This window comes from Nonomuraea sp. NPDC050153 (assembly GCF_044460125.1).
Lineage (GTDB): Bacteria > Actinomycetota > Actinomycetes > Streptosporangiales > Streptosporangiaceae > Nonomuraea.
The window spans coordinates 128,968-147,967 of the sequence record NZ_JBITJQ010000010.1 but is presented as its reverse complement, the minus strand read 5'-3'; the positions used below and the strand labels follow the sequence as shown (position 1 = coordinate 147,967).

General features: G+C 71.3%; 16 protein-coding genes. 10 read left to right on the top strand and 6 right to left on the bottom strand.

The window, feature by feature from the left end:
- Positions 1 to 24: 24 nt before the first annotated feature.
- The 3 genes from ACIBQ1_RS25370 to ACIBQ1_RS25360 form a co-directional block, all read right to left on the bottom strand.
- Positions 25 to 1,272: a serine/threonine-protein kinase gene (locus ACIBQ1_RS25370; protein WP_397281227.1), complete on the bottom strand. Its 1,248-nt coding sequence runs from the start codon at positions 1,270 to 1,272 to the stop codon at positions 25 to 27.
- Complete coding sequence (locus tag ACIBQ1_RS25365; protein ID WP_397281225.1) at positions 1,259 to 2,230, bottom strand: LacI family DNA-binding transcriptional regulator; 972 nt, start codon at positions 2,228 to 2,230, stop codon at positions 1,259 to 1,261. The genes ACIBQ1_RS25370 and ACIBQ1_RS25365 overlap by 14 nt, the downstream gene beginning before the upstream one ends.
- Positions 2,231 to 2,431: 201 nt before the next feature.
- The gene (locus tag ACIBQ1_RS25360) at positions 2,432 to 4,582 is read right to left on the bottom strand and encodes a transglycosylase domain-containing protein (RefSeq protein WP_397281223.1); all 2,151 of its coding nucleotides are present in this window, start codon (positions 4,580 to 4,582) and stop codon (positions 2,432 to 2,434) included.
- 283 nt (positions 4,583 to 4,865) lie between these two features.
- Here ACIBQ1_RS25360 and ACIBQ1_RS25355 point away from each other — a divergent pair, with 283 nt between their 5' ends.
- The 4 genes from ACIBQ1_RS25355 (at position 4,866) to ACIBQ1_RS25340 (ending at position 8,165) form a co-directional block, all read left to right on the top strand.
- A complete protein-coding gene (locus ACIBQ1_RS25355) occupies positions 4,866 to 6,158 on the top strand; it encodes a hypothetical protein (protein ID WP_397281221.1) in 1,293 nt (430 codons plus the stop codon).
- Entirely contained in the window at positions 6,155 to 7,153 is a 999-nt protein-coding gene (locus tag ACIBQ1_RS25350; RefSeq protein WP_397281219.1) for a hypothetical protein, read from the top strand. The genes ACIBQ1_RS25355 and ACIBQ1_RS25350 overlap by 4 nt, the downstream gene beginning before the upstream one ends.
- Positions 7,154 to 7,194: 41 nt before the next feature.
- Positions 7,195 to 7,692, top strand: coding sequence for a MarR family winged helix-turn-helix transcriptional regulator (locus ACIBQ1_RS25345; protein WP_397281217.1), 498 nt, complete (start codon positions 7,195 to 7,197; stop codon positions 7,690 to 7,692).
- Positions 7,693 to 7,754: 62 nt separating this feature from the next.
- Positions 7,755 to 8,165, top strand: a complete 411-nt coding sequence (locus ACIBQ1_RS25340) for an STAS domain-containing protein (RefSeq protein ID WP_397281215.1) — start codon at positions 7,755 to 7,757, stop codon at positions 8,163 to 8,165.
- A 7-nt stretch (positions 8,166 to 8,172) separates the two neighbouring features.
- Here ACIBQ1_RS25340 and ACIBQ1_RS25335 read toward each other — a convergent pair whose 3' ends face one another.
- Positions 8,173 to 9,579, bottom strand: a complete 1,407-nt coding sequence (locus ACIBQ1_RS25335; protein WP_397281214.1) for a dihydrolipoyl dehydrogenase family protein — start codon at positions 9,577 to 9,579, stop codon at positions 8,173 to 8,175.
- A 168-nt stretch (positions 9,580 to 9,747) separates the two neighbouring features.
- Between ACIBQ1_RS25335 and ACIBQ1_RS25330 the strand changes: the two genes are divergently transcribed.
- On the top strand, positions 9,748 to 10,851 hold the full coding sequence (locus tag ACIBQ1_RS25330; RefSeq protein ID WP_397281213.1) for an exo-alpha-sialidase: 1,104 nt from the start codon (positions 9,748 to 9,750) through the stop codon (positions 10,849 to 10,851).
- Between the two features lie 19 nt (positions 10,852 to 10,870).
- Here the strand turns inward: ACIBQ1_RS25330 and ACIBQ1_RS25325 are convergent, their stop codons facing one another.
- Positions 10,871 to 12,376: an IucA/IucC family protein gene (locus tag ACIBQ1_RS25325; RefSeq protein WP_397281211.1), complete on the bottom strand. Its 1,506-nt coding sequence runs from the start codon at positions 12,374 to 12,376 to the stop codon at positions 10,871 to 10,873.
- A 147-nt stretch (positions 12,377 to 12,523) separates the two neighbouring features.
- Here ACIBQ1_RS25325 and ACIBQ1_RS25320 point away from each other — a divergent pair, with 147 nt between their 5' ends.
- The 5 genes from ACIBQ1_RS25320 to ACIBQ1_RS25300 are packed head-to-tail and all read left to right on the top strand — an operon-like array spanning position 12,524 to position 17,175.
- Positions 12,524 to 13,993, top strand: coding sequence for an IucA/IucC family C-terminal-domain containing protein (locus tag ACIBQ1_RS25320; protein WP_397281209.1), 1,470 nt, complete (start codon positions 12,524 to 12,526; stop codon positions 13,991 to 13,993).
- Between the two features lie 60 nt (positions 13,994 to 14,053).
- A complete protein-coding gene (locus ACIBQ1_RS25315; RefSeq protein WP_397281207.1) occupies positions 14,054 to 14,563 on the top strand; it encodes a SigE family RNA polymerase sigma factor in 510 nt (169 codons plus the stop codon).
- Positions 14,560 to 15,780: a hypothetical protein gene (locus tag ACIBQ1_RS25310; RefSeq protein ID WP_397281206.1), complete on the top strand. Its 1,221-nt coding sequence runs from the start codon at positions 14,560 to 14,562 to the stop codon at positions 15,778 to 15,780. The genes ACIBQ1_RS25315 and ACIBQ1_RS25310 overlap by 4 nt, the downstream gene beginning before the upstream one ends.
- 37 nt (positions 15,781 to 15,817) lie before the next feature.
- On the top strand, positions 15,818 to 16,396 hold the full coding sequence (locus ACIBQ1_RS25305; RefSeq protein WP_397281204.1) for a TetR/AcrR family transcriptional regulator: 579 nt from the start codon (positions 15,818 to 15,820) through the stop codon (positions 16,394 to 16,396).
- A 20-nt stretch (positions 16,397 to 16,416) separates the two neighbouring features.
- Complete coding sequence (locus ACIBQ1_RS25300; RefSeq protein WP_397281202.1) at positions 16,417 to 17,175, top strand: SDR family NAD(P)-dependent oxidoreductase; 759 nt, start codon at positions 16,417 to 16,419, stop codon at positions 17,173 to 17,175.
- A gap of 60 nt (positions 17,176 to 17,235) precedes the next feature.
- Here the strand turns inward: ACIBQ1_RS25300 and ACIBQ1_RS25295 are convergent, their stop codons facing one another.
- Positions 17,236 to 18,750 (bottom strand): N-acetylmuramoyl-L-alanine amidase, encoded by a 1,515-nt coding sequence (locus tag ACIBQ1_RS25295; protein WP_397281200.1) that lies wholly within the window; start codon positions 18,748 to 18,750, stop codon positions 17,236 to 17,238.
- Positions 18,751 to 19,000: the final 250 nt, after the last annotated feature.

Below are 19,000 nucleotides of genomic sequence, written 5' to 3'. Positions count from 1 at the left end.
CGGCGGGTGCTGCCGTACCCCTCCTCAATCCCGGTCGAGCGCGGCGTCGATGTCGTCGAGCCTGGCCTGCAACTCGCTCAGGCAGGCAGGCGCGAGCCGCCCCTCGCCGAAGCGGACGGACAGCTTCTGGCGCAGGTTGTCCGTCCTCGACACCGAAGGGCCGTGCGGTCCCACCGCGGCGTGCAGCACCTGTTTGAGGTCCAGCACCACGTCCGCGTCGGTCGCACCGCACGGCGTCTTGGCCTCCAGCACGGTCCTGAAGTCGTCCACGGCCTGCTCGACGGTGTTCGCCGCGGCCGGCGTGCTCTCGATCAGCCTGGCGGTCGGCGACGTCTTGACCGCCGTCTCCGTCGGCTGCTCCTGGTGCTGGAGCCCCGTCTGCTGGAACCACAGCAGGGCGGAGAGCGCGACGGCCGCCGAGCCGGCGACCGTGAGGCCGCGTCTGACATGCCGCCCCAGACTCGCCGCCCCGAGCGCCGAGGTCAGCGCCGAGACGATCTCGGCCGCGGTCGGCCGCCGGCCCGGCTGGCTCGCCAGGCAGCGCTGGCAGAGCGAGGCCACGGAGTACGGCACGCCGGCGACGCGGGGCGGCGGATGCGTCCTGCGCGCCGCCTCGATCTCCTCCCATGTCGTCTCCGGGTACGGCCGGCGCCCCGTGAGCATGGTGTGCAGCAGCACGCCGAGGGCGTACACGTCGACCGCGGGATGGGTCGGCGCGCCGAGCAGCCGTTCGGGGGCGACGTAGGGAGGGGTGCCGCGGTCGTCGTCGGGATCCCCGGCCCAGGCCGCGATCCCGAAGTCGAGCAGCTTGGGACCGTCGGCGGTGAGCAGCACGTTCTCGGCCGTGACGTCCCTGTGGACCAGGCCGCGGGCGTGCCCGGCCATCAGGACCCGGGCCAGCCGCAGCGCGATGGCCGCGGCCTCGGTCCACGGCAGCGGCCCCTGCTCGATGCGTTCGGCCAGCGGCGTGCCGTCGAGCAGCGGCATCACCACGTAGGCGGCGACGCCGCCGTTGGTGGTGACGGTCTCGCCGTAGTCGTAGATGTCGATGGAGTCGGGATGGATGAACCGGGCGGCGGCGCGCGCCTCGCTGCGGGCGCTGACGCGCTCGCCGCCGCCGGCATGGAGTGAGGCGGTGAGCACCTTGACGGCGATCATCCGGTGCAGCGACTGGTCGAAGGCACGCCAGATGACCGACATGCCCCCGCGGGCCAGCGGATCCAGCAGCAGATACCTGCGGGCCAGTATGTCCCCAGGCTCAAGCCGACTCACGGACGACCAGTTCCGTGGGGAGTACAGGGTCGATCCCCGCGGCGCCCGTCAGGAGCAGCCGGGTGGCGACGGTGGCGAGCTCCTCGACGGGCTGGCGGATGGTGGTCAGGGCCGGGGCGACGTGCCTGGCGACCGGGGCGTCGTCGAACCCGATCACCGCCACGTCCGCCGGCACCTTGCGTCCGGCTCTGCGCAGTGCCTGGATCGCGCCTGCCGCCATCAGATCGGAGGCGACGAAGACGGCGTCCAGCCCTGGGGCGTGGCGTAACAGCCACTGCATGGCGTGGGTGCCGGAGGCCGCGGTGAAGTCCCCGTAGGCCACGGGGACGTCGGGGGCGCCCGCTGCCTGAAGGGTGCGTATCAGGCCCTCTAATCTGTCGCGGGCGCCGGGTAAGGACGGTGGTCCGCCGATGGCGGCGACATTACGGCGGCCGGTCAGCAGGAAGTGCTCGGCCGCCTGTCGTCCGCCGTCGAGGTTGTCCACGTCGGCGTACGGGAGCTTGAGGTCGTGGGGCGGGCGGCCGATGTTGCGTACGGGGACGCCCGAGGTGGACAACTTGATCGCCAGGGGATGGCGCTCACGCGCGCCCACGATCAGCACCGCGCCCGACAGCGCGGGCAGCGTGGACGACGTGGGCGTGACGGTGGTCACCATGAGGTGGGTGCCGTGTTCGGCGATCACGGCTCCCGCGGCGGACAGGAGTCGTGCGTAGTAGGGCTCGGAGAACAGGCGTGGGAGGTGGTCGCAGATCACCGCCGTGACGCCGTCGGCCAAGGTCTTGGCGGCCGTTCCCCGGGGGGCTCGTTGGCGGACGTATCCCATGCGGGACACGGCGTCGTAGACTTGCCGGCGGGTCGAGGTACTGACCCGCACCGAGCCCGTGAGGACTCGAGAGGCGGTCGCGGGGGAAACCCCTGCAGCGGCCGCCACCTGTGCCAGTGTGGGCTGCTCGGTCATGGAGCACCTCGCGGAAAGATCCTGGGAGCGCTCCCACGTTACCAATGTTTCGGCGCTGTTAATAGGGCCTTTGCAAGGAGTGCGTCCCACTGTACGGACGCACTCCGAATTTGCTCAGCTAGAGGCCCTGGTAACCGACAGTTGTTTTTGCGCCGAACGCTGATCACGCAATATTTGCGTGTCTGATTTCTCCGTATCCGGTCAGTGGGTCACCGTCGTGTCGATCTGCGCCTCGTCCAGGCCGCCGTCCGTGTCGTCCTGCTCGGGGCGGGGCTGCTGGGGCTGGCAGCTGGCGCCGCAGCCGCCGAAGCGGGCGGTGTTCACCGGGGTGAATTCCGTCGCCGGGATGCCCTTGAGCGCGGACAGCATGGTGTCCTTCCAGATCGGCCCGGGGATGGAGGCCCCGAAGACCGAGCCGTAGAACCGGCCGCCGATGGTGATGTTGTTCAGCTTGTGCGTCACCGCGCCGCGCGGGTCACCGATGCTGACCGCCCCCGCGAGGTCGGGGGTGAACCCGGCGAACCAGGCGGTGGACTGCTCGTCCGTGGTGCCGGTCTTGCCGGCGGCCGGCCGGCCGATGCCGCCGACGCCCTTCATGGTGCCCTTGGTGAACACGCCGGAAAGGATGCTGGAGGCGGCGTCCGCGACCTCCGGGTCGAGCGCCTGCTTGCACTTCGGCTTGTAGTTCGTGACCTTGCCGTAGCGGTCCTTGATCGAGGAGATGGCCATCGGCGCGCAGTACTTGCCGCGCGCGCCGATCGCGGCGTAGGCGTTGGCCACGGTCACCGGGTCCATCTCGTTGATGCCGAGCGTGAACGTCTCGAACTCCTGCAGGTCCTGCCCGTCGGAGCGCTCGATGCCCAGCGACTTGGCCGTCTTGACCACGTTGCACAGGCCCACCTTCTGCTCCAGCGCCATGAAGAAGGTGTTGACCGAGCCCCAGGTGCCGGTGGCCAGCGACTTGAAGCCACCGCCGCCGCCCTCGGCGTTGGTGACGGTGAAAGAGGGCTCGCCCATGTTCTGGCCCTTGCAGTTCTTGAACGACCAGTAGGCCGGAGCGCGGTAGCCGCTGCCCACCGAGATCCCGTCGTTGATCTTCATGCCCTGCTTGAGCGCGGTGAGCAGGGTGAAGGTCTTGAACGTCGAGCCCGCCTGGAAGCCGGTGCCGCCGCCGTGCAAGGCGTTGGCGACGAGGTTGTAGGACATCTCGTTCTTGCGCTTGCTGGTGCCGTACTTGCGGCTGGCGGCCATGGCCTTGATCGCGCCCGTGCCCGGCTGGACGAGCGCCTCGGAGGCGACCGGGTTGTCGGAGGCGAACACGTGCTTCTTGATGGCCTGCTCGGCGGCCTTCTGCATCGTGGTGTCCAGCGTGGTCTGGATGGTCAGGCCGCCCCGGTTGAGGAACGCGGTCCTGGCCTTCTTCGTCTTGCCGAAGTCCGGGTTGCTGAGGATCTCGTTGCGGACGTACATGCAGAAGTACGGGTAGTCGCTGGCCCCACACCCGCCGGGCAGCGGGGTGCCCTTGTAGCCGAGCTTGGTGGCCTTGGCCTCGGTGGCCTGCTCCGGCGTGATCTTCTTCAGCTCGGCCATCCTGTTGAGCACGACGTTGCGCCGGTCCAGCAGCCGGGCCCTGAACTCCTTGCCCCGGCCAGGGTCGGTCTGAAGCGGGTCCTGCACGGCGCCGGCCAAGGTGGCGGCCTGGGGCAGGGTCAGCTCGGCAGCGGTCACGCCGAAGAAGCGCTTCGCGGCGGCCTCGATGCCGTAGGCGCTGGCGCCGAAGTACGCGATGTTCAGGTATTTCTCGAGGATCTCGTTCTTGGTGTACTTCTCCTCGATCGCCATCGCGTACCGCAGCTCGTTGAGCTTACGGGCGTAGCTGGCCTCAAGGGCCGCGTTCTTCTCCTTGGTGGTGCTGGCCGAGTTGAGCAGCACCTGCTTGACGTACTGCTGGGTGATGGACGAGCCGCCCTGGGCGATGCCGCCCGAGGTGAGGTTCTTGGCCAGGGCGCGGATGGTGCCCTCGATGTCGATCGGGCCGTGCTCGTAGAAGCGGTAGTCCTCGATCGAGATGATGGCCGTCTTCATGATCTCGGCGATGTCGTCGAGTTTGACGTTCTCGCGGTACTCCTCGTAGAACGTCGCGATCGGCTTGCCCTTGGCGTCGAGCACCGTCGTCTTCTCCGCGAGGGGCGGCTCCTTGAGGTCCCGCGCCTTGAGGCCCAGGTCCTCCGACGCCGAGACGAACATCGCTCCGGTGCCTCCGACCGCGGGCAGCGCGATGGCCGCGGCCACCACACCGGCCGCTGCCGCCGCCCCGGTCAGGCGCGCGATACTCGACAAACGGGAACCCATGGTGGTAAAACCTTCCCCTCGTGGCATTAGGGGCATCCTAAACCCCGCCATGACGTGCTCTCGGTAAAAGCTTGGACGCCGCCGGCGGCCGGTTTGTTCGCGCGGAAGCCCGTTTTTTCTAAGTCTGGCCGCATAGCGCCGGATCGTGCCGGGTGGGGCCCCTGCGGCACGTGTGACGATCTTCAGTTTCTGCCAGGTGCGGGCAAAGAAGCGTGTTGACGAGCGGGTGGGTGTCCACCGGTCTGGCAATGTCTGTTTCCTGCCGGTCGTGGTGGGGGGACTTATGCGTCGTGTCGGAGATGGCGAGCATTTCGATCGGTTGCTCGCCGCTGCCAGGACATATTGGGGCGAGAGCCCCAGCGGTGAGAGCTGCGTCGTGGCCGAGGCGTTCGACCAGGACATCCGGGTCGTGGTACGGACGCTCATGGTCGCGAAGGCGGTCTGCGAGCTGCTCTCTGCGCGGCTGTTCGCGCTGGTCGAGCCGGAGTGGCGGGGGCTGGCGGAGGTGTTCGGGGCCGAGGGGGACGGGCGACCGCGGGTGCCGCCGGCCGCGCTGGTGACCAGCCGGGCGGACCCGTACGTGACCAGGGATATCCCGGTCGTGCACGTCCACGGGACGGGGTCGCTGAAGGCGTACGCGATCTTCCCCGACCAGGGGCCCTGCTCGTTCCGCGAGGAGCTGCCCGCCCGGGTCGGCGCGTTCTTCGGGCGGCACGTGTGGCCGTTCAGGGACACGATCAGGCCGGGCGCGGAGCGGACGGCCTGGCGGGCCAAGAGCGGCTACCAGGTCCGCACGGAGACCGAGCGCCGCCAGCTGCGCAACTACGGCTGCGCCCGCCTGGGCCTGGACCCGCAGCGACCGACCGTCGCGGTCCTCGGCCACACGCCGGGGGAGGACAGCGACCTGTTCCGGTCGACGGTGGACTACGCCTCGTCGGACCCGTCGGCGAACTGGCTGTTCCTCGACCCCGTCGGCTATCCGCACTCCCGCGTGCGGTGCGTGACGGGCGCCCTGTCCACGAACCTCCTCTGGAGCATGGCGGACGTCTGCGTCACGTTCAGCGACAGCGACCTGCCCGCGTTCGGCATCCCGGTCGTCCAGGCGGGCTGGTCGGTGGGGAGCGCCTGCGGCGCCACGCACGTGGCCCGCGACTCGTCGGACATCCGCCTGTGGCTGGACGAGGCCATCGCCAAGCACGAGAAGGGCGAGTCCATCCTGGAGCCCGACCAGCGCGACCGCGCCCGCCTGTGGCTCTGGCTGCGCCGCTGCGGCGCCGACGTGCCCACCCAGCTCCTGCCGCACTGGGAGTACGGCGTCGACTACGCGCGGGCGCTCGCCGTGAACCTGTGGCACGTGGAGCGCGACGGCGACCCGCTCTACAGCGCGGTCGCCCGCATGTGGACCAGGCGCGAACCCATGCTCACGCGGTTCGACTTCCACGACCCGGCGGGGCCGTTCATCAGGAACAGCTTCGACCGGTTCCCGCGGTTCGGCGATGTCGTCCGCCACGAGGAAGACCCCATGAGCAGCTTCCACGACCAGGAAGAGTCGTCATTCACGAGGAGCACCCCATGAGCACCCCAGGATCCGCCACCGAGCTGGACCAGCTGATCCTCCCCGCGATCCCGCCCGTCCACGTGCGCAGCGGCCAGATCCCCGCGCTGCAGGTGACCGACAGGCTGCAGCGGGGCACCTCGATCGTGGGCAGGTTCGAGACCTCGGGGCTGGCCGGGTTCAAGGTCTCGGCGCAGGGGCGCTCCCTCCGGGTGCTGGTGTCGCTGTCGACCGACGACCGGTCCGTGAGCGGCTGGTACGCCGGCAAGACCGACCTGGTCGGCTCGCAGCCGCGCCTGGTGCAGGTCCGCTCCCAGGGGCGGCTGCGCCAGTGCGTGCTGCTCAGGGGGCGGCGGGCGCACGGCCAGGTGGCCTTCGACCTGACCGCGGAGGAGATCCCCGACGACGGGCTGATCTGCGTCGAGGTGCTGGACATCATGGAGGGCGACGGGGTCTGCGAGGAGGCGCGCCAGGCCGTGTCGGGCCACGTCATGCCCGACGGCGTGGCCGGGCTGCGGCTGGACAAGGTGGTGTTCGAGGAGCCGCCGGCGATGGACTTCGACCCCGACACGCTCGACGGCTTGCGCTGCGAGGCGTCCACGCTGATCAGCGCGGGCGGCGTGGTCAACCGCAACCGGCAGGGCACGCGCGTGCTGCGCTCGGGCATGTTCGTGGTCAACCCGGTGCTGAAGGACACGTTCGGGTCGAGCGGTCGCGTCATGTTCAGGCTGGGCACCAAGGCGGAGCCGGCCAGCCTCATCCCCGCGACGTGGCGGCGGGTGAACAGCGAGCTGCGCTGGATGCGCCACGCCACCAGGAAGCTGCTGGGCATGGCGGCGCCGCCGGTGGAGCGCGTCATCAGCATCAGGGACGGGGACGTGGAGCTGCCCGAGCAGCGCACTGACGGCAACTTCACCGAGCTCATGCTGCCCTGCCCCACGAGCTCGCCGTTCCTGGTGGTCATGGGCCAGTGCCTGGGCGCGGTGCCGACGCTGGAGTCGGCCGCCACGCACTAGTACGGGTGTGAACTATCCCGGCTCGAATAAAATGCGGGGTCATGGGCGACGCTGTCGAACGGATCATCGGGGAGTGGCGGCGCGAGCGGCCTGACCTCGACCTGACGGCCATGGGTGTCTTCGGGCGGCTGGCCCAGGTGATGCGTGTCCTGGAGCCGCGGGTCGACCGGGTTCTCACCAGGCGCGGGCTGCGGCAGGGGGAGTTCGACGTGCTGGCCGCGCTGCGCCGGGCCGGGCCGCCGTACACGCTGATCCCGTCGGAGCTGTCGGCGGTGCTGATGATGTCGCGGGCCGGCATGACCAACCGGCTCGACCGGCTGGAGGCGGCGGGGCTGGTCGAGCGCAGCCTCGACCCCGCCGACCGGCGCAGCTTCCGCGTCCGGCTGACCGACGAGGGCCTGCGGGTCATCGACGAGACGCTCACCGAGCACGCCGCGAACCTGGCCCGCCTGGCCGCCCCGCTCACTCCCGAGGACACCGAGGCCCTCGCCGCGATCCTGCGCAAGCTGCTGGATGGGCCACTCGGCCGTGAGGTCTAAAAATTGGCAATAATCTGTGATATCGCCGCTCAAGGGGAAGTCATCCTTATGTGAGGAACGGCTTGCGCATAGAGACGATCCGGCACCTCCACTGCACGGTCCTGCGCGCCCGCGGCGAACTCGACCACGCGGGCCGGGTCCGCTTCAGCGCCTGCGTCAACGCGGTGTGGGACTGGACGGCGGGGCCCGTACTCGTGCTCGATCTGGCTGATCTGGACTTCTACGACTCGTCCGTCATCGGGGTGCTGGCCATGGCGATGCAGCGGATGGAGGAGCAGGGGAGCGGCCGGATCATCCTGGTCCGGCCGTCGGACCACCTGCTGTCGGTGCTGCGGCTGACGGACCTGCTGTCGCGGGTGGAGCTGCGGGAGAGCGTCGAGGAGACGGTGGCGGAGCTGATGCTGCGATCGGGAGCCGACGGCTCGCCGACGTCTCCCCGATCGCGCTTCACCGCCCCCGGTCCAAGCCCCTGACCGGACCTCAGAGTCCGTACTCCTCCAGCAGGCGCAGCCACACTTCGCTGACCGTCGGGAAGGACGGGACGGCGTGCCAGAGGCGCTCCAGCGGCACCTCGCCCGTCACCGCGATCGTGGCGCTGTGCAGCAGCTCGGCCGTGCCCGGCCCGACGAACGTGACGCCGAGCAGCACCTTCCTGTCCTCGTCCACCACGGCCCTGGCCCGGCCGCGGTAGCCGTCGCCCAGCAGGTAGGCCCCGGTGACCGACCCCAGGTCGTAATCCACCACGCGCACCCGGAACCCGTCCTCCCGGGCCACCGCCTCCGTCCTGCCGACCGCGCAGACCTGCGGATCGGTGAAGACGACCTGCGGCGCGCCGAACCCGTCGGCCAGATCCCGCATCGCGGGCAGCTCGTCGCCGCGCGCCCGCGCGGCGATCACGTCGCCGCAGATCCTGGCCTGGTACTTGCCCATGTGCGTGAGCAGCGCGCGCCCGTTGACGTCGCCGACGGCGTACAGCCAGCCCTCGGGGACGCCGGTCGCCCGCATGCTGTCGTCCACCTCGACGTACGCGCCGTCGGCCAGGCCGACCGTGCTCAGGCCTATGGTGCCGGTGGCGGGCCGGCGGCCGGTCGCGACCAGCAGCTCGTCCGCCTCCACCGGGGGCCCCTCGGACAGGTGGACCGTCACCTTCCCACCGGGCTCGGGGCGCTCGACCCTGACGGTGTCAGTACGGGTGCGTACCTCGATGCCCGACTCCGCGAACGACTCGGTCACCAGCTCTCCCGCGAACGGCTCCATCCTGGCCAGCAGCCCGCCGCCGCGCACGAGGACGGTGGTCTGCCGCGCGCCGAGACCGTGCATGGCCTGCGCCATCTCGCAGGCGACCACGCCGCCGCCGAGCACGGCCAGCCGCTCGGGGACGGCGCGGGCCGCGGTCACCTCGTGGCTGGTCCAGGGCTCCGCCTCGACCAGCCCGGGAACCCGGGGGAGGGCGGCCGTGCTGCCGGTGGCCAGGACGACGGCCTGCCGGGCCGTCAGCACCCGCTCGCCGCCGTCCTCGGTGGTGACGCGCACGCGCTTGGGGCCGTCGAGCCGCCCGTGCCCGCGTACGAACTCGGCCGGCACGCTCTCGATCCACCGCACCTGCCCGGCGTCGTTGTAGTTCGAGACGGTCTCGTCGCGCCGGGCCAGCACGGCCTCCGCGTCGACGGGGCCCAGCGAGAGCCCCGGGACCCGCGCCACCTCGCCCATCAGGTCGACCGGCCGCAGCAGCGCCTTGCTCGGGACGCACGCCCAGTAGGCGCACTCGCCGCCGGCCAGCCGATCCTCCACGATCGCCGCGGTCAGGCCGCCGTGGACGGCCCGGTCCACGACGTTCTCGCCGGCGGGACCGGCACCGATCACGATGACGTCGAACTCGTCAGCCACCACGCCTCCAGAAGCGCTCGCCATATGAGATGAACTCTTTCATGCCCTCCGCGGGGATTTCGCGCAAGCCCGGCCGTTCGGCGCCTCCCCTGTCGCTTACATCCCTCCTCCACCGCCTGTCACATTCGTCTTCACGTCTCGTTCACCCAGGGGTCGTAGCGTGCCCGCATGGCGGATCGTTACCCGACGTCGGTGCCGTACCGGCAGCGGACGGACGGCTACAACACGTACCGGATCCCAGCGGCGGTGGTGACGAAGGCGGGCACCGTGCTGGCGTTCGCGGAGGGGCGGCATGCCTCGGCCGGCGACTCCGGTCACATCGACGTCGTGCTCAGGAGGTCCACGGACGGGGGCAGGACGTGGGGGCCCCTGCAGGTGGTCGCCACGGAGTCGCGCCGGGGCACCGCAGGCAATCCCGCGCCCGTGGCGCTGGCCGACGGCCGGATCGTGCTGGTCTTCGTCCGGCAGGGGCCGCAGGCCACCGAGGACAAGATCAGGCGCGGCCAGGTGCCGGCGGACGCCGGGCGGCGGGTGTTCGTGCAGGTCAGCTCGGACGACGGGGCCACCTGGCCGGCGCCCCGTGAGATCACCGGCAGCGTGAAGCGCTCCGAGTGGCGCTGGTACGCGACCGCTCCCGGGCACGCCGTCGCGCTGCGGAGCGGCCGGATCGTGGTGCCCGCCAACCACTCGCTGCCGCCCTCCGGGGCCGACAACGGGACCGAGGGCAAGTACAACGGCGGCCACGGGCTGCTGAGCGACGACGGCGGCCAGACCTGGCGCATCGGGTACGTCGACGACAACCCGGACGGGTACGTCAACGTCAACGAGACCACGGCGACCGAACTGCCGGACGGGCGCCTGTACCTCAACACGCGCACCGAGTCCACCGCCCCGGGCACCAGGGCCGACGCCTACTCCGCCGACGGCGGCCAGACGCTCCTGCTGCCCTTCCGGCCCCAGGCGGGGCTGGTGGGGCCGGTGGTGGAGGGCAGCACGCTGTGGTGCTCGTCGCCGGACGTGCTCCTGTTCTCGGGCCCGGCGGCCCCGGACGCGCGGGCGCTGATGACGGTACGCGCCAGCGACGACCTGGGCGTGACCTGGCGGGTCGCGCACACGGTGTCGGGCCTGCCGGCGGCCTACTCCGACCTGGTCCGGGTGGACGGGGACACGGTGGGCCTGCTGTTCGAGACCGGCGACTTCGGCCCGTACGAGAGCATCGCCTTCCGCCGCCTCCCCATCGCCGAGCTCGCCGCCAGACCTGACCAGCGCTGACCCGACCAGCGCTGACCCGTCAGGCGCGGAGCGGGTTGGGCAGCCTGGTCCAGCTGTCGCCGGGCGGCGCGCCCTCCAGGCGGGCGAGCAGGTGGGCCTTGACCGTGAGGTGCGGGCCGAACAGCGCCCTGCGGTCCTCGGCGCACGGGAACTCCGCGGAGCGCGCGGCGGTGGCCACGACGTCCCACAGCCGGGACTCGGCGGCCCGGTCGCCCTGGCAGAACAGCGCGATCAGGCTGCCGAACGTGGTGCCGACGAGCCCGCCGAAGAGCTTGGCGTGCAGCATCCCTGGGTCGTCCGTGAGCAGCCTGGCGCTGACCGGCGGCACCTCGATCCCGTTGCGGGCGAGCCGGGCCGGGCTGATCCTGACGTCGGCCAGGTCGCGGTAGACCAGCCGGCGCGGGAGAGCGTCCCGGTCGAGCTCGACCAGCAGGTTCTGGCCGTGCGCCTCCAGCGCCACGCCGAGCGCCAGCAGGCCCAGGGCGTCCCGCCAGACCAGGCGGGCGAACGCGGCCAGCCAGGCCGCCGGGTCCCGCACCGTCGCGCGGGTGACGGCCCCGACGGGGATCGCGTTCCCGGTCGGCTCGCGGAGCAGGGCGGACACGTCGGGGCTGTGCTCGCCGTTCACCCTCCCGGCGGCGCCGGCCAGGTAGCGGGCGATGCCGAGCCGCCCGCCCAGCCGGGCGGACAGGGTGGAGAGCAGGTCCGACAGGTGGACGCAGTCGCGGACCGAGTCGGGGGAGATGTCCCTGACGCCGGAGGTCATCCGGGTGCTGAAGGCCGTCTTGACGTGCGGGCCGCCGTCGAGGGGGGCGAGGGTCCGTACGGACATCAGCGGGCGGGCCGGGACGGCGCCCGTGACGTGCGGTCGCAGGCCCAGCGCGGGCAGGACGTGGGCGCTCTGCCAGGGGTGCACGGGGAGCAGGAGCCGGTCGCCGTCCATGAGCGCGGCCGGCCACGGGCCCGAGACCAGGCAGTCCGCGGCGGGCAGGGCGAGCAGGTCCAGGTGGACGACGGCGCGGTGCTCCGGCATGTAGGCGAGCTGCTCCGCCACGGAGACGCCGGGGCGGCTGCGGCAGCCCGGGTGGTACGGATGGCCGTCCACCACGCTCTGCTCGTACTCCTCGGGGGTGGCCGGGACGCGGGCGGGCTCCGCGCGGGACAGCGCCAGCGAGGCCACGCTGTTGTCCAGGTCCTCGACCAGCCCGGCGGTGCCGGGCAGGCCGAGGGCGGCCAGCAGCTCGGCGGGGTGTGTGTGGGGGTGGCCGTCCAGCCAGAGCGCCGGCTCGCCCCCGAGGTCGTACGGCTCCCGCGCCCGCCCCGTGAGCACGCGTCCGTCCGGCAGCGTGACGTGGGCCTGGTCACGCGGGCCCTGGAGCCCGGGGAGCGGTTCGTGGAGGAGGCCGCGCCAGAGGCGACCGAGGACGGCGGCCCGCGCGTCAGGAAGGGCCGCGATGTACGCCGCAGAAAGGTCCGGACGCACCAGGGAAAGGTCGGCCGCGAATTCCGCCTCCCAACGCCTCATATTTCTCACCATTTCCAGAAAACACGCCCATTAGCTACCCTGTTGGCATCAATAGGGACAAATGGTAGGGATAAGGTCGCCATGGCAGCTACCGACGGCCTTCCTCCTTTTCCACGAGAGGCACAGAAAGGCGCCGCTGCCCTCGCGATGACGGCACTGCTCAACTGCCTGATCCGCGAAGTGGCCAGGCCCGCGTGTGCCGGCGGCTTCCTGCTGCCCGCGACCGATCAGGTCCTGCGCGTCGCCGGAGGGCGGTTCCCGGACCGGGCCGAGCACCGCACGCCCGACGGCTGGCGCCCGCTCTCGCTGGACGACCTGGTCGCGCTGACTGCCGCCGAACTGCGCGCCGGGACCGGGGTCGCCAACGACACGCTGCCCGCCGAGATCACGCACAGCCGGGACGTCATGGCCGCCCTGCTGGCCGCCAGGCGGGCCGCGACGCCGCCCGCAGACCTCTACCTGCGTTCCGAACAGGCCCTCGTCGCGGGTCATCGCTACCACCCCGCGCCCAAGGCCCGCGGCGGGGGCGGGCCCGCCGCCTGGCTCCCGTACTCGCCGGAGGCGCACGCGAGCTTCGCGCTGCCGCTGCTCGGCGTGCCGGCCGGGCAACTGGTGGAGGTGGGGGAGACGGGCGCGCTCGACCGGCTGGGGCCGCCTCCCGGCGACGGCCTGGCGCTGCTGCCCGCGCATCCCTGGCAGCTGGAGCTGCTGGGCGGCCCGCCGCTGCGCCACGTGGGCGTCACCCGGGTGCTCGCGTCGCCGACCTCGTCGATCCGTACGGTGTATCTGCCCGAGCTGGACCTGTTCTGCAAGTTCAGCCTGGACGTGCGGATCACGAACGACGTACGGCGGCTGTGGTTGCGCGACCTGACCAGGCTGAGCGCGGTCGCCGACATCGTCGGGCAGGCGTTCGACGACCTGCCCGACCACGTGGCGCGCCCCGCCGTGCTGCGCGACCGCGGCTACCGCAGCGCCGAGCTGGACGGGGACGGCGGCGAGGCGCTGGCGGTGATCGTCCGCGACGGGCTGCGCGAGCACGTGCGCCCGGGGCTGACGGTGCTGCTCGCGGCGGGGATCAGCGAGGGCTTCCCCGGCAACCCGCTCGACGGGCTGGGCGAGGAACAGGCGCTCGTGTGGTGGGAACGCTACCTCGACCACGTGGTGCCCCCGCTCCTGCACGCCTATTTCCGCCACGGGGTCATGCTGGAGTGCCACCTGCAGAACGTGCTGATCGCGGTGGACGAGCAGGGGTTCCCCGCGCAGGCCGTCCTCCGCGACCACGAGGGCGTCAAGCTCGTCGCGGAGCGGCACCCGCCGCTGAAGGGCGTCGGCGGGGCGCAGGCGTGGGAGCGGCTGGTGTACTGCCTGGTGACCAACAACCTCTGCGAGATCGCGGGAGCTCTCGCCGAGCGCCATCCGGGGCTGCGAGGGGAACTGTGGGCACGGGCCAGGACGGTGTTCACCGCGTGCGCCAAGGACCACGGCGACCCCGACCAGCTGCGCGATCTGCTGGCCGCCACGCAGATCCCGGCCAAGGCCAACCTGCTGCTGCGCTGGCTGAACGCCGGGGGCGGTGACATGAGGTCCGTGCCCGTGCCCAACCCTCTGGCCCAGTGAACGCATAGCGGGGCGGTGGAGAGGCGTCTGAGAGGGTGACGTCTATCCCTGGAGGTGATCGTGGACGCCGCGGACGAGCAACGTTTCCGCGAGTTCGTCTCAGCACGCTCTCCCGCACTCATGCGGCTCGGGTTCCTGCTCACCGGCGGTGACCAGCACGCGGCCGAGGATCTGGTGCAGACCGCGCTGGCGAAGCTGGCGGCCAAGTGGCGGCGGGTGGAGGCGCCCGAGGCGTACGCCAAGCAGATCATGTACCGCCAGCAGATCAGCTGGTGGCGGGCGGGCACGCGGCGCGGCGAGGTCGTGCAGGCGGCGCTGCCCGAGCCGGCCGAGCGGGACCTCAACCACCAGAGCGAGCTGCGCATGGTGTTGCGGTCGGCGCTGGCGCGGCTCACGGCGCGGCAGCGCACCGTGCTGGTGCTGCGGTATTTCGAGGACCTGCCCGAGCAGGAGGTCGCGCGGGCGCTGGGCTGCTCCGTCGGGACGGTCAGGAGCACGGCGCACAGGTCGCTGGCCCGCCTGCGCGAGATCGCCCCCGAACTGGCCCAGGAACTGGAGGTGGCCAAATGACTCAAATGCTTCGCGACACGCTGAGGGAGTGGGCCGACGAGACCAAGGTGCCGCACGATCTGGCCGACCGGGCGCTGCGGAGGCGCGCCTGGAAGCCCGTCGGCGTGGCGGTGCTGGCCGTGGGGCTGGTTACGGCGATCGCCGTGTTCGCCGTGGGCCTGCGCGGCACCGGGCCGGACGTGCGCGACCCGCAGGCCACCATGCGCGCGGCCACCGGCGTCACGCTGCCCCCGCGCCCGTCGCCCGCGCCGACCGACGTGCGGGCCGACACGGAGCACAGCCCGCCGGTCAAGCTGATCGCCGCGGGACGCATGGCCGTGTCCGCCTACTACACCACCCGCCGGGAGCGGGTCTCGGACGACGAGCAGCGGCTCGTGTACAGGTGGTCGCTGTACGACCCGCGGACCGACGGCTATGAGGAGACCTCGTGGGCCTGGGTGGACGTGGCCCCGGGGCTGCAGGTCGCCGCCGTGCTGGAAGGGGAGCTGATCAGCAGGCGGCTGGGCATCCTCGACCTGAACACCCGGCAGATCCTGAAGTGGATCGACCTGGAGCACCCGGTGGGGTCGGTCACGTGGTCCCCCGACGGCACCAAGGTCCTGGCCACGGCGTACTCCGGCTACCCGAACATCCTGCGGGGGAAGGGCGACCAGGCGGGCCCCGTTCCCGGGAGCAGCCCGCGTACCGGCTACTACGTCGTCGACGTCGAGGCGGGCACGGCCGAATACCACGAGCTGCCGCCGATGACCGACTGGCGTGACAACGAGAAGATCTTCAACATGAGCGGCCGCCAGGACCTCGGCTGGAGCCTCGACGGCACGTTGATCTGGGCGCCCACCAGCACCACTCCGGACCGGGTCTTCTACACCCTGGACGGCGAGCAGGCGGAGTGGCCCAAGGGGGACCGGTACGTGGACTACTCGCGCATCTCGGCGCTCTCCCCGAACGGCCGCCTGGTCCTGGGCCCCGACGGCCTGCCTACCAAGATCACGGACGCGGGGACGGGCCAGGTCGCCGGGCAGCAGCGGGTGCTGCAGCTGCACGCCTGGGCCGACGACGACAACGTCATCGCCATGGGGTGCGCCGGGTCGTGCGAGAGCGAGTTCAACAACGGGCTGGTCCTGGTGAGCGTGGACGGCCAGCGGATGACGCAGCTCGGCGCGAACCGCCGGTCCGACCAGGACGGCTCCTGGCAGTGGGTGCTCACGCCCAGATAACTGGATCGATCGTTCTCGAATGTGCTAGCTTGGTGCCGTGGCGAGGAGCAAGGAGTTCGATCCCGAGGTCGCGTTGCAGAAGGCCCTGGAGCTGTTCTGGGAGCGCGGATACGAGGCGACGTCGATGGCGGACCTCGTGGAGCACCTCGGGATCGCGCGGGCGAGCATCTACGGCACCTTCGGCGGCAAGCGCGAGCTCTACCTGAAGGCCCTGGAGCGTTACCTGGACCAGCACAACGTGGTCGAGCGGCTGGCCCGGCCGGGGCCCGCGCTGCCCGCCGTCCGGGCCTTCCTCGACTCGTACGTCGCGGAATGCCTGGCCGACGAGCTGCGGCGGGGCTGCATGGTGGTGAATACAGCGGTGGAGTTCGCCTCGCGCGACGCCGCCGTGTCCCGCAAGGTGACGGAGAGCTGGGCGGGGCTGGAGGCCGTGCTGGCCGCCACCCTGGTCAGGGCGCGCGCCCAGGGCGAGATCCCGGCGGGCAAGGACCCGTACGCGCTGGCCAGGTTCCTGCTCGTGCTGCTCCAGGGCATCAGGGTGCTCGGCAGGGCGGACCCCGATCCGCGCCGCCTGCGTGACGCGGTCGACCAGGCCATGGTGGCCGTTCAAATTTGAGAACGATTGGTATTGAATAGATGAGTCGCTTTGAGGGCAAGGTCGCCCTGGTGACCGGTGCGAGCGGGGTCCTGGGACGGGCCGCGGCGCTGGCGTACGCGGGTGAGGGCGCTTCCGTGCTGGTCGCGGGGCGCGACCAGGCCAGGCTGGCCGAGGTCGTGAAGCTGATCGAGGAGCGGGGCGGGCGGGCGAGCGCGTTCGCCGTGGACGTCACCCGGTCGGCGGAGGTCGCCGCCATGGTCGAGGCCGCGGTCTCCCGCTACGGCGGGCTCGACGTCGCGCTCAACGCGGCCGGCGTCTTCGGCATGCTCGCCCCGCTGGCCGACTACGACGAGGACGTCTGGGACACCGCGCTGGCCGTGAACCTCAAGGGCGTGTTCCTGTCGATGAAGCACGAGATCGCCCACATGCGCGCCAACGGCGGCGGGACCATCGTCAACGTGGCCTCCAACCTCGGCGCGCACTGGCGGCTGCCCGGGGCCGCCGCGTACGCCGCCTCGAAGGCCGGGGTGAGCTTCCTGACCCGCACCGCCGCCCGCGACCACATCGCCGACGGCGTGCGGATCAACGCCGTCAGCCCCGGCCCGATCGACTCGCCCATGGCGACGCGGCCCGGCGAGACCCGGGAGGAGCGGGACGAGCGGATGAAGGGCGCGCTGCCGATCGGCCGGGTCGCCACGCCCGAGGAGGTCGCCGCGGCGGCCCTGTGGCTGTCGTCGCCGGAGTCGAGCTTCGTCGTGGGCCAGGACCACGTGATCGACGGCGGCGCCACCGCCTGAGCCGGGGCAGCAGTACGGCTCGCACCCTCTGGCAGAGGGCGCGAGCCGTACGGAAATGGTTCAGACCCGGCTGATGCGGACCGCGTCGGCGACGACGTAGCCCGTGCCCGAGGTCCAGCGGCTCACGCCGACGGCGTTGTACGTGCCGGCGTTGAGCGAGAAGGTGCCCAGGCTCTTCCAGGCCCCTCCACCGGAGCGCTGGTCGACGTAGACGGTCTGGTTGCCGCCCGACGCCGCCACGATGTACGGCGCCGAGCTGTTGTACCCGGGATCATCCGGATACCAGACCTCGACCCGGTACGTCCCCGCGCTGGGGATGGTCGCCGAGTACCACGCCGGGTCGCTGGCGGCGACCGGGTCGGCGAAGCGGTAGTCGTCGCCGTAGCGCTGGCTGGAGTAGGTGGAGGTGCCCCAGTTGGCGCTGGCGGTGAACTGGCCGGAGGTGGTGTTGTCGATGGTCGTCGACCACGACGGGGTGCCGCCACCGGTCACGTAGTTCATGTACGTGGTCCAGTTCCAGTTCGGGCCCGGGTCGGTGTGGGTCGCGCCCGGGACCTGGTTGTGGCCGATGATGTGGCTGCGGTCCTTCGGGATGCCGTACTTGTCGCAGATGGCCTTGGTCAGGGCCGCGGAAGCCCGGTACATCGCGTCGGTGAACCACGAGGCGTCGTCGACGAAACCCTCGTGCTCGATGCCGATGGACCTGGTGTTGTAGCTCCAGTTGCCGGCGTGCCAGGCGATGTCCTTGTCACGCACCATCTGGGTGATGGCGCCGTTGGAGGACTTGACCACGTAGTGGGCCGAGACCTGCGCGGCGGAGTTCTGGAACCAGGAGATGGTGCCGGCGTACGAGCCCTGGGTGACGTGGATGATCACCCGGTCGATGGCATAGGCCGACGGACGGCTGGAGGCGGTGTAGTTGCTGGAGCTGGCGGCCACCCACGCGGCCGGCGGGTAGTCGGGGCTGGCCACTTCGGCCTGCGCGTTCAGCTGGCGGGCCTTGGCGAGCTCGCCGCGGTCGGCGGTGACCTCCTGCGGCTTGACCTGGACGCCGCGGAGGTCGATGCCGAGGCCGAGCTGCTCGTACACGGCGTCGGCGTAGAGGCGGGCCAGCTCGGGCGAGGAGGCGTTGCCGTACTTGGCCACGGCCTGGTACCAGCGCCCGGCGTCCTTCCTGGCCGTCTCGTCGAGGCCCAGCCCGTCGGCGTGGGCACGCAGCACGGCCGCGCCGCCGAGGATGTTCGCCTCGTCGTCGGCCTTCAGCTTGTCGACCGGGAGCTTGGTGAGCTCGGCGGCCTTCTCGAGCGAGTGGTTGGTCGGATTGCTGACCAGGTGCATCACGCCGTATCCGCCGCTGGCGCTGGGCTCGCCCTTGTGGCCGTCGAGGTGCGTCTCGGCGTAGGCGAGCGCGACGAGCACGTCGCGGGGGACGTCCTGCGCGGCGGCCGCCTTGGCGAACGCCGCCTGGAGCGGGCTGTCCTTGGCCACGGCCAGGGCGGGCTGGCCTGCGGCGATGAGGACGACGGCGAGTATCGAGGTGGCGAGGGCCGCTAATCGCGTGCGGGCGAGAGTCATGGGTGCTCCTCGTTGGTGGTAAGCGCGTGCACCGTGGGCGCGCGGGACCGCTACCTCCGGTGGACCGCTAGACGCGCCCACCGTATGGCACCTCCTGACTTATGTCGATAATTGACATTACTCGCGTGTTAGGTGAAACTTTTCTCCCCCTTGACGGCGGTTGTCCGGTGTAGTCTGTTCGGAGTCCCGAGATTGGGCCCCCACCGAAGTTGTGAAGACTATTGCGCTTTCATCTGAAGGCGCTGAAACT